The sequence below is a fragment of the Streptomyces niveiscabiei genome (genome assembly GCF_001419795.1).
GTDB lineage: Bacteria > Actinomycetota > Actinomycetes > Streptomycetales > Streptomycetaceae > Streptomyces > Streptomyces niveiscabiei.
Map to the genome: position 1 here is coordinate 1 of NZ_LIRL01000661.1, position 13,260 is coordinate 13,260.

Sequence of the window (13,260 nt, forward strand, 5' to 3'; positions counted from 1 at the left end):
CCCACCACACCCGGCGCGCCCGCAGGGCGACAGGCACCGAGCCCCCCCAGGAGCCCGGCGCCCCAACCGCCTCAGAACAGCCGCAGCTTGTCGTCCTCGATGCCCCGCAGCGCGTCGTAGTCCAGCACCTGGCACCCGATCCCCCGATCGGTGGCAAGCACCCGCGCCTGCGGCTTGATCTCCTGCGCCGCGAAGATCCCCCGCACAGGCGCCAGATGGGGATCCCGGTTGAGGAGTTCGAGATACCGGGTGAGCTGCTCGACCCCGTCGATCTCCCCCCGCCGCTTGATCTCGATCGCGACGGTCTGCCCCTCCCCGTCCCGGCAGAGGATGTCGACGGGCCCGATGGCGGTCATGTACTCACGCCGGATCAGCGTGTACCCGTCCCCCAACGTCTCGATCCGGTCCGCGAGGAGTTCCTGGAGGTGCGCTTCCACGCCGTCCTTGATCAGCCCGGGGTCGACCCCGAGTTCGTGGGACGAGTCGTGGAGGACCTCCTCCATCGTGATGATGAGCTTCTCGCCCGCCTTGTTGACGACCGTCCAGACACCCGCCTCGTCCCCGGCCCCCTCCTTCAACGTACAGGGCGGAGACATCCAGTTGAGCGGCTTGTACGCCCGGTCGTCCGCGTGGATCGAGACGCTGCCGTCGGCCTTGACCAGGATCAGACGGGGCGCGGAGGGCAGGTGGGCGGTGAGGCGGCCCGCGTAGTCGACGGAGCAGCGGGCGATGACGAGACGCATGGGCAGCAACGCTACTCGACACAGGGGCGGCGGTGTGAATCGCCCGTCACAAGCGGGCCGGAACACGAACACGTCCGATCACGCACGGCCCCAGGACCGATCAGGCGTCACCGGTTCCTCCCGAATCCCGCGGGATTCCGGTCATTCGCGCGCTGGCTGATTGTCCCCCCGTCCCGGGGCCCCGAAGTGGCCATTCTCCTGGTGCGGCCCTCACCGGTTGCCTACGGTGTGACGGGGAGGTCGCCGTGCGTGCACTCAGAGTGTTGCGGGAGAACCAGCACGGCGGGCTCTCCTTTTTTCTGTCCGGCAACCCCTGCGAAAACGGGGTGCGAGAGGAGAACCCATGTCGCTCGACGTCTCACCGGCACTGTTGGAACAGGCCGAGCGAGGCGAGGTCGACGAAGCCGAATTCGTCGACTGCGTCCGGACCTCCCTGCCTTACGCGTGGGAGATGATCAGCTCGCTGGTGGCCCAGCTGAAGGTGGACGGCGGAGAGTTCGCCGACAACCAGACGCCGCCGCCCAGCGAGCAGGCTCGCGGACAACTGCTCCGCGCGCTTGCCAGTGACGCGATACGCGGCGCGCTGCAACGGCACTTCGGGGTACGGCTGGCCTTCCAGAACTGCCACAGGGTCGCGGTCTTCCCCCTAGACCCCTCATCAGACGACCGCCTGGCCCGCTTCACCTCAATCCGCGGCCAACTCCTGAACCAGTCCCCAGAACTCCGGGACTGCTGACGAACCACCCCGTTCGCCTGCCGCTCCGGATGCGGGAGACTCAAAAAATCACCCGGACCGGCAGGCGACCGGCACACCCACAACAACCAACGCCCATCCAGCCGCCGCAACCGCGACGAGCCACACCGCACCACCCTCAACCTGCACCCGCCCCACCCCCTTGCCGTAGCTGCGGGCAGTCGTGCCGCTAGGGGCGGCACGGGTGGGCGCAGCGGCACCCCGCAAGCGCGGGCGAGCTACAACGCCCCTACCTCAGCCACCCACCCAGCCGCACCCGAACCCGCGCCCGGTCCACTAGCCTCGCTCGGGCCAGACCGGCCCCTCGTCCGTCCAGGTCACGCCCCTGTTGCGGCACAGGCAGAACGGGTGGCCGATGGGGTCCGTGTAGACGCGGAAGCCGTAGCCCTCCGCGTCCGTGCAGTCCCGCTGAAGGCTCGCGCCGAGGTCCACGATCCGGCGCTGCTCCGCCTCGATGTCGTCCACCTCGAAGTCGAGATGGAACTGCTTGGGGTGCGCGCTGTCGGGCCACTGCGGGGCGCGGTAGTCCTCCACCTGAATGAAGGCCAGCTCGATCGCACCGAACCGGATCCCGGCCCAGTGCTCGTTGCTGTCCTCCTTGACCGGAACCCCGGTGACCTCGGAGTAGAAGGCGGCCAGCTTCATCGTGTCCGGACAGTCGATGATGAAGTCGGTAAGTCGTAGCATCCCGCGATCTTGCCACGAGACCGAACGAACCGGACGTCGAATTAGGCGAGGGAGACGAGGGAGACGAGGGGGCGCCGCACCGGCGTGTGCAGACACCCCCGGCCCCACCCCCGTCAGATCTCCGTGACCTCCAGCTCCCCCTCCGCGTACTGCCGCCGCAACACCTTCTTGTCGAACTTGCCGACGCTGGTCTTGGGTACCGCCTCGATCACGGTCCACCGCTCGGGCAGCTGCCACTTGGCAACACCCCCCTCGTCCGCGAGGAAGGCCCGCAGCTCGGCGAAGTCAGCGGCGGCCCCCTCCTTCAACACGACGGTGGCGAGGGGCCGTTCCCCCCACTTCGCATCCGGCACGGCGACAACCGCGGCCTCGGCGACAGCGGGGTGCCCCATCAGCGCGTTCTCCAGATCCACGGACGAGATCCACTCACCCCCGGACTTGATGACGTCCTTCGCCCGGTCGGTGAGCGTGAGGTACCCGTCGGGAGAGATGGTCCCCACATCACCCGTCTTGAGCCACCCGTCCGCACTGAACCGGTCCTCGGGCCGCAGGAGTTCGGCGTCGGGCCCGTTGTAGTACGCCCCGGCGATCCAGGGCCCGCGGACTTCGAGCTCACCGGCGGAGACCCCGTCCCACGCCACCCGCTCACCCCCGGGACCGGTCAGGCGCGCCTCGACCCCGGCGGGGAACCGCCCCTGCGTGACCCGGTACGCGAACTCCTCGTCCGTACCGATGACATGGGCGGGCGGCCGGGCGATCGTGCCGAGCGGGGACGTCTCGGTCATCCCCCACGCGTGGCAGACCCGCATCCCGAGCTCGTCGAACGCGGTCATGAGCGCGGGCGGACAGGCGGACCCCCCGATGGTGACCTGCTGAAGGCTGGACACCTCGCGCGGCCGGGCCTTGAGCTCGGCGAGCAGGCCCTGCCAGATCGTCGGCACGGCGGCGGCGTGCGACGGCTTCTCGGACTCGATCATCTCCGCGAGCGGCCCGGGCTGGAGGAACCGGTCCGGCATCAGCATGTTGACGCCGGTCATGAAGGTCGCGTGAGGCAACCCCCAAGCATTTACATGGAATTGGGGCACGACGATCAGCGAGAGGTCCTCGTCCGTGAGCCCCATCGACTGCGCCATGTTGACCTGCATGGAGTGCAGGTAGATGGACCGGTGACTGTAGACAACTCCCTTGGGGTCACCGGTAGTTCCGGACGTGTAGCACATCGACGCGGCACTGCGCTCGTCCAGCTCGGGCCAGTCGTACGCGGTCGGCCGCCCGGCGATCAACTCCTCGTAGTCGTGCACCTGTACGGCCGCGCCCTCGAGCCCGGACCGGTCCCCGGGCCCCGAAATCACCACGTGCTCAACGGTCCTGAGGTGCGGCAACAGCGGAACGAGCAGCGGCAGCAGGGAGCCGTTGGCGATGACGACCTTGTCCTGGGCGTGGTTGGCGACCCACACCAACTGCTCAGGAGGGAGCCGGAGGTTGAGGGTGTGCAGGACGGCACCCATGGAGGGAACGGCGAAGTACGCCTCGACATGCTCGGCGTTGTTCCACATCAAAGTGGCTATACGCTCATCGCCGGTCACTCCCAGTTCATCGCGCAGCGCATGCGCCAACTGGGCCGCCCTGCGCGCCACTTCGGCGTAACTCCGCCGCTGCGGCTCCGCCTCACCCGTCCAGGTCGTCACCTGCGAGGACCCATGGATCGCGGCCCCGTGGGTCAGGATCCTCGAAATCAGCAGCGGTACGTCCTGCATCGTGCTCTGCACGGCGTCCTCCCGGGCGACATTGCCTGCGACGGAACTGTTCGAGGCCGATTCTGCGCACATACCGCTCGGTATGTCACTAGGAAGGACCGGCACCCCCTCAAGCACTCTCCGGCATCACATTGGCAAACGCTTCCGCCCCGAACGGGGCGCCCTCATAGGTGTACGGATACTCCAGCCCCGCAGCCGCGTACGCCGCAGCCCGCCGCCGCTCCCGCTGAAGCTCGACCTCAGCGGCCTCGGCCCACACCCGCGCCACGGCTTGCCGCCGGAAAATCTCGGCAGCTTCCTCCTTGGACGGCGAGGTCCAGGGCCGCGACCAGGGGCTTTCGGGGATGACAGGCTGAGGTTCGGGGGCCGCAGCGCGCTGAACACAGCACTTACGGCGCCTGCCCGAGGCGGGCAGAAGAAGGGCGATCAGGGTGCACAGGGATGCCAAAATGGCATGCGCGATAGGCTTACGCACGGCGACACTTTCCTTAGACAGATGTTGTCGTCGGGCCCCATCAGCAGAGTGTTGCTAGCACTCTGAGTCCTGGTGGGGCCACTTTTTGTTGTGGCTGAGGAGCACCGTAGCACTGAGATCGCGGAGTTGAAGCAAATCTCAGCGAACTCGGCAACTTTTTCTGTGAGTTGGACTCACCAGTCAGTAAACCGCCTCGACCGCACACGGCGACTTGACCTGCCCGGTGAGCCTGGGCGTCGCCCAGGTCAGCGTGATCGGCCTCGCCATGACCTTGTGTCAGTTCGGTGTCAGTCGCGTGACGCGCCGTCTGGCCACACCACGGTCACGGGAACGCCCATGCTTCGGGCGTATGCGACGACGTCACCGGTTCCCCCGTACCCGCGGGCAGGCTGACCGTCCCAAACTGCGATGAGCCGATCGACCAAGCCGACAAGGATTTCACTCCCTGCCATGTGAGCCCGCTCGGTGGACTCGACTATTCCTGTTTCATGCACTTCCGCCGCCGCGGCAAGCAGTCGATCGTAGGTCGCGTGATGCTCTTCAGGAAGCCCTTGACGATACTGCACAGCGGGAATCACCACCTCGATACGCCCTCCGAAATCGAGCGCCGCCTCAGCCGCCCAAGCGTCAGGACCATCCGCAATACATGAGACGAGACAGAGTTCCGTCGGTTCGAACGCCTCAAGTTCTCGACGTAGAGTCGTCTTTACCATCTCTTCGGTCTGCTTACCGAGTCCACGATGCCCCGTGATTCCCACCCGCATTTTCAGCCCTCTCTACAGGAAAACTTCGTACAGCCGGTCGTCGAACTCCCTCACCACACGCGGTAGCAAGCGCGGCGAGTAGGACCTCCGCAGACTTCGCGCCCGTTCCACGATGCGCCCCGACCGGTACTTGACCCCGGTTTCCAGCGCTCCTGTGGCTAGAGCGAATGCCCCGTCAATACGCCCTGAGGCAAGATGCCCGGATGCCACGTCAAGAATCAGCAAGGCTCGCTGCTTGTCGTGCCCGGAGGAGAGAACCGCAGCCACAGAGTCCTGCGCCCCGCTGATCCAATCGGCACGGCCAAGTTTCGCCCCGCATGCGACACGTGTTGCGGCGACCTTGGACTCGTTGAAGGTGAACACCCAGGGCCACGGCGTCGATTCGCCGACGACCCGACCGGCGAGTCGAGCAGCCTCCTTCAGCGCCACGTCAGCCTCTGGTGCGTCACCCGCCGCCGCATGACACAGCGCCTCGATCGACGTCAACCAGGCTTCAGCGATCACAAGCGGTCGCTCCCCCAGCGCTTTACGAGCCGCCCGCACCAACAACATGCCTTCCGAGGCATTACCGGCATGAGCCTCGAACTGGGCAAGGCTTCCCAACTGATAAGCGGCCAACAACGGATTACCTGCTCTACGAGCCGACTTGACCGCCGAGCCGTACCAGGTGCGAGCAGACCCGTAGTCCCCCATGTCCCAGGAGATCCAACCAGCCAGACTTGCCACTTCGCTACCAACGGCAGCAAGTCTGTTTCGCTGATCGTGCTCTTCCACTGATTGAGCAAGTGCCTGTGTCAGTTGAAGATGTTCAAGCACAGGCTTAACCAACTGACGTGACGGAGTCGTTCCATCGAGCCGCCGGTAACCACCCGTCACCATACGCAGCGTGGCGGCTGATCCGCCGTCGCTCGCAGTATGTCCCGCCGAAGCCGCAGGGAAATTCGCAACCACCGGGGCAACAGCGACCGCAGCAACTCCGCCAAAGAAGTTACGTCGTTCCACTGATCCACCTATATCCGCGTTCGCAGCTAACGCCGCTGCATGATCGGCGAGGCCGACCAAATGCGGAGGAATCTGCAAGTGGGATGCGGCCCGCGCCAGAGTTTTTGCGTCGTACGTGCCGCCGACGCCCTTTTTTTCAAGTCGCGAGATAGCCGACTGACTTACCCCGCAGGCTTCACCCATCTCCTTTTGGGACAGCCGTGCATCACGTCTTGCGAGTTGGATCACCCGCCCGTAGTCACCTGCTTGGGCCGCAGCTCGAAGAGCGGCCGATGTCCAACTCACGAGTCCCCCTCAACGCCGTTCGTACGCTCCACTTCTACCCGGGAACGACCTGCTATGCAGCCCGCGCATACGTGTATGCACATCACGGGTCACCCCTGGCTCACCAAGCATGGCGCGAGGTTCAGTTCAGTGCACCACAAGTAGCTGAAGGGGAAGGCGACATGACGACCCTCGCATCGACGGACCCTGTCTGGGAGCGCATCTTGCTGGCCAACGAAAGGGCCCCCAGCGCTGCCCGGGACTTCGCCAAGTCGGCTCTCCCCGACCATGTCCCCCCTGAAGCGGCCGGCGACTTCGTCCTCGTCGTCTCGGAACTCGTCACCAACTCGGTCCGGTACGGCACCGAGCCGGGGGACTCGCTCCTCATCGTGTTCACCTTCTCCCCGGAACTGCTGCGCGTCGAAGTACACGACACCCGCCGACGCCGCCCGCGTTTCAAGCCGGAGTCCGATGACCGCCAGCGAGGCCGAGGGCTGTTCATCGTCGACGCCATCGCGGAATGGGGCGTGTCCGGCCGCGAGTTCGGAAAGATCGTATGGGCAGAGGTCAAGGCATCATGACGGCCCTCGACGTACCCCCGGGGCCGGGCTTCATCGCCAGCGTGGCCGTTGCTTCCGCCATCCACCACGCCGAGGGATACGACGTCGCCCAACTGCTCATCACACACCCCGGACCGCGCCGCCCGAACGAAACCCCGGAAACCGTCGAGGACGGGATGCGCCGGCTCGCCGAGTCGCTGCACCTTGGCCCCGGCGACCAGCCGCCCCCCTTCATCGGCGCACGGATCACGATGCGACGCAGGCTGGTCACGTTGGACTACGGCCATGAACAGTACGTGATGACGCTCCCTGCTCCGTCGGAGGACTGGTTGGCCCTGGTCGAGCGCGGGGAACTGTGCCGCGTCGCGCTCGTGGCTGCGCCGCTCACCCTGGACGCCGATCAGGCAAAACACGATGCACACGTAACCGAAAGCCTGGCCCGTGGCCTGGTGATGTGGGGAACCACCCACGCCCGTCGCCGATTCTGATCAACCACGGCAGACGGGCCGCCCCGAGGTGAGATAGACCCCGGGCCGACCCGCTGAGGTTCGAGCGTAATGGGTCAAAGACTCCGCCCCACCGGTTCAGAGCTGGAAGGCCGAAAGCAGGTGGAGCGGTCAGCAAGGTCAGCACGTGCACGCAACCAACAAGGAGAGTGCAGAGTGAGCGCAACCGTTTCCCGCCCCGCCCCCGAGCAGGTGGCGAAGCGTGCCCGAGAGATCATGTCGGCGATCCAACTCGACCCGGAGTTCGCGGAGTTCACCGCCGCAGCTCTGAAGTACGACGAGGCGTGGACCTGCTTCACGGGCTTCCCCGTCATCAGCGAGTGGAACCTCGACACCGACAAGCGCCCCTTGCTCACCGAGGGACTGCGGACCCTCGCCCTCAAGGCCGCCGTGTACGAACTCGGTGGGCAGGACGAGGACATGACCGAGATCCCCGTCGCCGTTCCCGTCGACGAGATGATGCACGCCATGATCGCGCAGCCCCAGCTTCTCGCGAGGATCGCGGACCGCGTCGGCATCTCCGTGATCCACCAGACGGACAAGGAGCACCACGACTACGCGCCCGGCGACTACACGCACACCGCGTACGTCCTCGCGTGGGGTGAGCCGAACCCCCGTTACTGGCTCGACCACAAGGAGGCCGCGCGCCGGCTGATCATCCTCGACGAGAAGTACGCGGCTGCGGGATTCCACCGGTCCGGCAAGGAGCACACCATCGACTTCGCCGCCGCGTAGCGCCTAGCTGAGGGCACGGCGCAGCGTCGCGAGCACGTCGATGCCGGGAAACCTATGGCGAATCTCGGCAGAGGCTTGCTCGATCAGATCCTCAAGCAACACTGGCGCTGCGCCGTACAGCAGATCGCGAAGGTACGGCACCAACTCCGCTTCCTCGACAGGGAGAACAACCCGGACCATCACCGGTTCACTCTGGCTTTTGTACCGACCGGCCGGCAAACCCACCTTGTCCGGGTGAACGCACACAGGCGTTCCGTCAGCCGCATACCGATGTCCGTCCACCGGGTTGAACGGGCATTCCTTGCTGGGCTTCTCGACAACGTCAAACCCCCCGACAGGGAAGCGACGCGACGGACAGATACCGCAAGCAAGGTGCAGCACATCGCCACTGACGAACGCCTCGGCCATGAACGGGAGCCTAGCTCTACCGGCCGAGCGTAGACGCCCCTTCCGGTCACCCCTCACCCTTGGGGAGGGTGAGCAATCTGCGGGGGTGCAAGGCCCTCTTAATCGGCCATTGGGCGCGCGCCTTTGAGGAAGGGCACCCCGCACACTGCGACATGGCCCCGCGCCGCGCCCCCTTCTGCCGGGCGGCATACGCGATGGACCGCCGCGCATGCTCCTCGGCGGACTCGACGCGCTCGTAAGCCTTCTCGGACCCCACAACCGCATGGGCCGACGAGTCCGCCCTGGACAGCCCCCGCCGCCCCGCCTGAGCGAGCCGTCGCCCTTCGGCGGGGTTGCCGAGAAGCGTCGCCTGATCCGCCATCCCCGCGAGAACATGCATCGATCTGGTCACCCTCAGTCGCGGGCCAGCTCCAGTTCCGGGTCCTCGCGGAGTTTGCCCAGCGCTCGGGAGACCGCTGATTTCACCGTGCCGATCGAGACGCCGAGTACCTCGGCCGTCTGGGCCTCGCTGAGATCCTCGTAGTACCTGAGGACTACCATCGCGCGCTGCCGGGCGGGAAGCTTCAGGATGGCTCGCCACATCGCGTCGTGGAGGGCCTGCTGCTCGGCCGGGTCGTCGAGGCCGATGCCGAGTTCCGGCTCCGGCAGCTCGTCGCACGAGAACTCGTCGACCTTGCGCTTGCGCCACTGGGAGGTGCGCGTGTTGAGGAGGGCGCGGCGGACGTAGCCGTCGAGCGCGCGGTGGTCCTCGATGCGGTCCCAGGCGACGTAGGTCTTGGCCAGGGCGGTCTGGAGGAGGTCCTCCGCATCGCACGGGTTCGCGGTCAGCGAGCGGGCGGTGCGCAGGAGCACCGGCTGCCGGTCCCGGACGTAGGACGCGAACGACGGGTACGGGCGGACGGTGGTCCGCGCCCCGCGGTTCGAAGCGCTGGTGCAGACGGGTGTGGTCATGTCTCCACGCTAGGAGGGAGACCACGTCGTCCGGATCGCCCGCAGGTCCCGAAGACGAGTCCCCCTCAGGTTGTAGGGGTAGGGCAGGCCCCACCTCCTGAAGGTGGAGCGACGGCACCCGGGTACTACGGGATGACCCCTGGGGGTCAGCTGTCCGCCGTAAGGATCAGACCGGAGGTCGGTACCCCGGTACCGGCCGTCACCAGCGCGCTCTCCGCCCCGGCCACCTGGTTGACGGCCGTCCCGCGCAGCTGCCGTACGGCCTCGGCGATACCGTTCATACCGTGGAGGTACGCCTCCCCGAGCTGCCCCCCGTGCGTGTTCAGCGCGAGCCGCTCCTCCGCGACGTAGCCCCATCCCTCCCCAGGACCACAGAACCCGAACTCCTCCAGCTGCATGAGGACGAACGGCGTGAAGTGGTCGTACAGGATCCCTACGTCGATGTCGGCGGGCGTGAGTCCTGAGGCGCGCCAGAGTTTCCGCGCGACGACCCCCATCTCGGGGAGTCCCGCCAGGTCACCCCGGTAGAAGCCGGTCATCGCCTCCTGCCCTTTCGCCGCGCCCTGCGCCGCCGCCGCGACGAGTACGGGGGGCCGCGCCAGGTCCCGCGCGCGCTCCGGGGTCGTCACGATCAGCGCCTGGCCGCCGTCGGTCTCCTGGCAGCAGTCGAGGAGGCGCAGGGGCTCGACGATCCAGCGCGACGCCGCGTGGTCCTCCAGGGTGATGGGACGACCGTAGAAGTACGCGGCGGGGTTGGTGGCGGCGTGCTTGCGGTCGACGACCGCCACGTGGCCGTACGCCTCTGGGGTTAGGCCGTACGTGTGCAGGTAGCGCTGGGCGGTCATCGCGACCCACGACGCGGGGGTGAGGAGGCCGAAGGGGAGGGTCCAGCCGAGGGCGACGCCTTCCGCGGACGGCTCACGCCGGGTCACTCCCGAGCCGAAGCGGCGGCCCGAGCGTTCGTTGAAGGCGCGGTAGCAGACGACGACCTCCGCGATTCCCGTCGCCACCGCCATCGCCGCTTGCAGGACCGTCGCACACGCCGCGCCACCGCCGTAATGGACCCGGGCGAAGAACCCCAACTCCCCTATCCCGCAGGCTTGCGCGAGGGTGATCTCGGGGTTCGTGTCCATCGTGAACGTCACCATGCCGTCGACGTCCGTGGGGCGCAGCCCGGCGTCGGCGATCGCCGCGCGTACGGCTTCCGCGGCCAGGCGCAGTTCGCTGCGGCCCGAGTCCTTGGTGAACTCGGTGGCGCCGATGCCGACGATGGCCGCGCGTCCGGCGAGGGTCATCGGACCGTCACCTGCACGGTGCCCGTCACATGCCGTCCCCGGCTGTTCTCGCCGGTCACCCGGACCGTCACCTCGTCGCCCTCGACCCGCTCGACCCGGCCCCTCAACTCCATGGTGTCCCCGGGGTAGTTGGGGACTCCCAGCCTGATGGCGACCTTGCGCAGGCGGGAGTCGGGGCCGAAGTGGTCCGTGATGTACCTGCCCACCAGGCCGTTGGTCGTGAGGATGTTCATGAAGATGTCCGGGGAGCCCTTGGCGCGGGCGGCCTCGGGGTCGTGGTGGACGTCCTGGTAGTCGCGCGACGCTATCGCCCCGGCGACGATCAGCGTGCGGGTGATCTCGACGGTGAGCGGCGGGAGTTGGGTGCCTTCCCTCATGCCGGGCCCTCCCCCGCGCGGAACACCGGGAGCGTCAACTCCTCGTCGTACGCCCGGAATTCGAGCGTCACCGGCATCCCGATGCGGACCTTGTCGTACGGCACGCCGAGCACGTTGCTCACCATCCTCGGGCCTTCCGCGAGTTCGATCAGGGCGACGGCGTACGGGGGGTCGAAGGCCGGGAACGGGGGGTGGTGCATGACGACGTACGAGTAGACCGTGCCCTCGCCTGACGCCTCCCGCGTCTCCCAGTCCGGGCAGCCGCAGTCCGGGCAGCCGGGGAGCCAGGGGAAGCGCAGGGCCGTGCAGGCGGTGCAACGCTGGAGGAGGAGGCGGTGGTGCCGGATGCCGTCCCAGAAAGGGGAGTTGTCGCGGTTGACGACCGGGCGAGGGCGGCGGGGGGCGGCCGGTTTCCGCGCGGTCGGTTCTTGCGCGGCCAGTTCTCGCACGGCCGGTTTCCGCGCGGCCGGCGCGTACTTGAGGATGCGGAAGCGGTGCGTGCCGACCAACTCGCCGCTCTCCACGCGGAGATCGGTGCGGGTCGTCACGAAGTGACCGACGCCGAGCTTCGTTGACTTGCGCGGTGACACCGACTCGATCACTGAGTCGAACGCGACCCGTTCGCCGACGCGCAGGGGACGGGCGTACTCCTGCTCCGAGTCGGTCGCGACGACCGCCGTGCAGCCCGACTCGTCGAGCAGCGCGAGGAGTTGACCGTAGGCGTCGGTGCGGGACCGGTGGCCCGGGAGGCCGGCCATCGTCCAGACCTGGAGCATCGTGGGCGGGGCTATCGCGTCGGGGCCGGTGTACGCGGGGTTCGTGTCGCCGAGGGCCTCGCACCAGTGGCGGATCATGGGGGCGTTCACGGGGTCGGCGGCGAGTCCGGCGACGGTCGCGGGCAGGCCCTCGTACGCCTTGAGCCGTTCCTCGTACGCCTGTTGACCATCGGAATCGTCCGGCACGGCATCCTCCCCTGCCCTCGCCCGCTCCCGGCTGGAAGATTTCTGACTGTCCGTCAGATCACCCGAACTGTCAAGGATCGCAAGCTGGTTGGCGCACACGGAAACGCCTGCGCGGCGAGGCTCTCGGGCCTCGCCGCGCAGGCGTTTACCACCCCGGTGAACACACCCCACGGCCGGTCGGAGGGCCGGTGCCGGTGCGCCGGCCCTCCCGGTTCAGCGGGTCACCACCACAGCGGGGCGAAGGTGACCTGCACGTTGTGGTTGCCCTGGTTGATGGCCGTGAACGCGGAGCCGTTCACCTGGGCCGTGTTGCTCTGGTTGCTCGCGCCGGAGCCCACGGCGTTCTGCTGCGTGGTGGACGAGTTGCCGTTGTTGTCGCCGGCCACACCGCTGCCGATGATGCTGGCGACGCCCGCGTTCGATCCGTCGTCCGCGAAGCCGCCGTTGTCCGCCGCCGCGACGCCGGTGAAGAGAGCGGCGGCGAGCGGGAGGGCGGAGACGGCGGCGACGATGCGGGCGGTACGGATGCTTGCCATGTTGTTCCTCCAGAGAACCCGGCTCGTGGCCGGGATTGCATGAACTACGGCTGTTACCGGGGCAGTTGGCCGACCGTCCCGGTGGTGGTGACGACGTCGCGAGATCAGAGTTGCCCACCGGACCCCCGGACAACCACCCCCTACGGCCCGATTAGCACGCAAGCGTGATGACCAGTCGATAAACCCCTTTCACTACCGTTCTTCGCGAGGTGTCGCTTCCCGGGCGCGTCGTGGGGGCCGTATCCCGTACGCCGCATGGGGTGAAGCGTTCCGGCAGCCCGGCCGGTGCCGGGGTTCCGTACCGCCGTCCGGGTCTGCGCCCCCTCCCGTTTTTCGAACGGGTGTGCGAAACTGGGGGCATGGCCACCACCGACCGGCAGGCCACCACGCTGGCCCTCGCCCACGCGCTCTCGGCCGCCGAACGCGGCCTGGCCGTCATCCCCCTGTCCCGCACCAAGCTCCCGGCCCTGCGCTCCCCCCACCG

General features: G+C 67.5%; 16 protein-coding genes and 2 pseudogenes. 5 read left to right on the forward strand and 13 right to left on the reverse strand.

What is annotated here, in order from left to right; all coding sequences use genetic code 11:
• Nucleotides 1-71 precede the first annotated feature (71 nt).
• The gene (nucS, locus tag AOK24_RS29685; RefSeq protein WP_055723121.1) at nt 72-743 is read right to left on the reverse strand and encodes an endonuclease NucS; all 672 of its coding nucleotides are present in this window, start codon (nt 741-743) and stop codon (nt 72-74) included.
• A gap of 343 nt (nt 744-1,086) precedes the next feature.
• Here nucS and AOK24_RS29690 point away from each other — a divergent pair, with 343 nt between their 5' ends.
• Nucleotides 1,087-1,479, forward strand: a complete 393-nt coding sequence (locus tag AOK24_RS29690; RefSeq protein ID WP_055723122.1) for an SCO5389 family protein — start codon at nt 1,087-1,089, stop codon at nt 1,477-1,479.
• Between the two features lie 294 nt (nt 1,480-1,773).
• Here the strand turns inward: AOK24_RS29690 and AOK24_RS29695 are convergent, their stop codons facing one another.
• From AOK24_RS29695 to AOK24_RS46505, 5 genes are all read right to left on the reverse strand, one after another.
• Entirely contained in the window at nt 1,774-2,184 is a 411-nt protein-coding gene (locus AOK24_RS29695) for a VOC family protein (RefSeq protein ID WP_055723123.1), read from the reverse strand.
• Between the two features lie 113 nt (nt 2,185-2,297).
• The gene (locus AOK24_RS29700) at nt 2,298-3,953 is read right to left on the reverse strand and encodes a long-chain fatty acid--CoA ligase (RefSeq protein WP_206191282.1); all 1,656 of its coding nucleotides are present in this window, start codon (nt 3,951-3,953) and stop codon (nt 2,298-2,300) included.
• 97 nt (nt 3,954-4,050) lie between these two features.
• On the reverse strand, nt 4,051-4,416 hold the full coding sequence (locus AOK24_RS46495; RefSeq protein ID WP_079057058.1) for a hypothetical protein: 366 nt from the start codon (nt 4,414-4,416) through the stop codon (nt 4,051-4,053).
• 287 nt (nt 4,417-4,703) lie between these two features.
• On the reverse strand, nt 4,704-5,180 hold the full coding sequence (locus tag AOK24_RS46500; protein WP_107104077.1) for a hypothetical protein: 477 nt from the start codon (nt 5,178-5,180) through the stop codon (nt 4,704-4,706).
• Nucleotides 5,181-5,192: 12 nt separating this feature from the next.
• Nucleotides 5,193-6,467 (reverse strand): helix-turn-helix domain-containing protein, encoded by a 1,275-nt coding sequence (locus AOK24_RS46505; protein WP_079057059.1) that lies wholly within the window; start codon nt 6,465-6,467, stop codon nt 5,193-5,195.
• A 161-nt stretch (nt 6,468-6,628) separates the two neighbouring features.
• Between AOK24_RS46505 and AOK24_RS29705 the strand changes: the two genes are divergently transcribed.
• From AOK24_RS29705 to AOK24_RS29715, 3 genes are all read left to right on the forward strand, one after another.
• On the forward strand, nt 6,629-7,027 hold the full coding sequence (locus AOK24_RS29705; RefSeq protein WP_055723125.1) for an ATP-binding protein: 399 nt from the start codon (nt 6,629-6,631) through the stop codon (nt 7,025-7,027).
• Nucleotides 7,024-7,494 carry a hypothetical protein gene (locus AOK24_RS29710; protein WP_055723126.1) on the forward strand — a complete coding sequence of 157 codons (471 nt, stop codon included), beginning with the start codon at nt 7,024-7,026 and terminating at the stop codon, nt 7,492-7,494. The genes AOK24_RS29705 and AOK24_RS29710 overlap by 4 nt, the downstream gene beginning before the upstream one ends.
• 174 nt (nt 7,495-7,668) lie before the next feature.
• On the forward strand, nt 7,669-8,247 hold the full coding sequence (locus AOK24_RS29715; RefSeq protein ID WP_079057060.1) for a hypothetical protein: 579 nt from the start codon (nt 7,669-7,671) through the stop codon (nt 8,245-8,247).
• A gap of 3 nt (nt 8,248-8,250) precedes the next feature.
• Here the strand turns inward: AOK24_RS29715 and AOK24_RS29720 are convergent, their stop codons facing one another.
• The 7 genes and pseudogenes from AOK24_RS29720 to AOK24_RS29750 all read right to left on the reverse strand — a co-directional run bounded on the left by AOK24_RS29720 (nt 8,251) and on the right by AOK24_RS29750 (nt 12,776).
• Complete coding sequence (locus AOK24_RS29720) at nt 8,251-8,655, reverse strand: hypothetical protein (protein ID WP_055723127.1); 405 nt, start codon at nt 8,653-8,655, stop codon at nt 8,251-8,253.
• A gap of 139 nt (nt 8,656-8,794) precedes the next feature.
• Nucleotides 8,795-9,031, reverse strand: a pseudogene (locus AOK24_RS51290) (transcriptional regulator); the annotation flags it as partial.
• A gap of 17 nt (nt 9,032-9,048) precedes the next feature.
• Nucleotides 9,049-9,606, reverse strand: a complete 558-nt coding sequence (locus AOK24_RS29730; protein ID WP_055723129.1) for a SigE family RNA polymerase sigma factor — start codon at nt 9,604-9,606, stop codon at nt 9,049-9,051.
• Between the two features lie 146 nt (nt 9,607-9,752).
• Nucleotides 9,753-10,901, reverse strand: coding sequence for a lipid-transfer protein (locus tag AOK24_RS29735; protein WP_055723130.1), 1,149 nt, complete (start codon nt 10,899-10,901; stop codon nt 9,753-9,755).
• The gene (locus AOK24_RS29740; RefSeq protein WP_055723131.1) at nt 10,898-11,278 is read right to left on the reverse strand and encodes a MaoC family dehydratase; all 381 of its coding nucleotides are present in this window, start codon (nt 11,276-11,278) and stop codon (nt 10,898-10,900) included. The genes AOK24_RS29735 and AOK24_RS29740 overlap by 4 nt, the downstream gene beginning before the upstream one ends.
• On the reverse strand, nt 11,275-12,240 hold the full coding sequence (locus AOK24_RS29745; protein ID WP_055723132.1) for a bifunctional MaoC family dehydratase N-terminal/OB-fold nucleic acid binding domain-containing protein: 966 nt from the start codon (nt 12,238-12,240) through the stop codon (nt 11,275-11,277). Before AOK24_RS29745 ends, AOK24_RS29740 begins: the two co-directional genes overlap by 4 nt.
• A 221-nt stretch (nt 12,241-12,461) precedes the next feature.
• The gene (locus AOK24_RS29750) at nt 12,462-12,776 is read right to left on the reverse strand and encodes a hypothetical protein (RefSeq protein ID WP_055723133.1); all 315 of its coding nucleotides are present in this window, start codon (nt 12,774-12,776) and stop codon (nt 12,462-12,464) included.
• A gap of 359 nt (nt 12,777-13,135) precedes the next feature.
• Here AOK24_RS29750 and AOK24_RS51295 point away from each other — a divergent pair.
• Nucleotides 13,136-13,260 (forward strand): annotated as a pseudogene (locus AOK24_RS51295) (bifunctional DNA primase/polymerase); the annotation flags it as partial.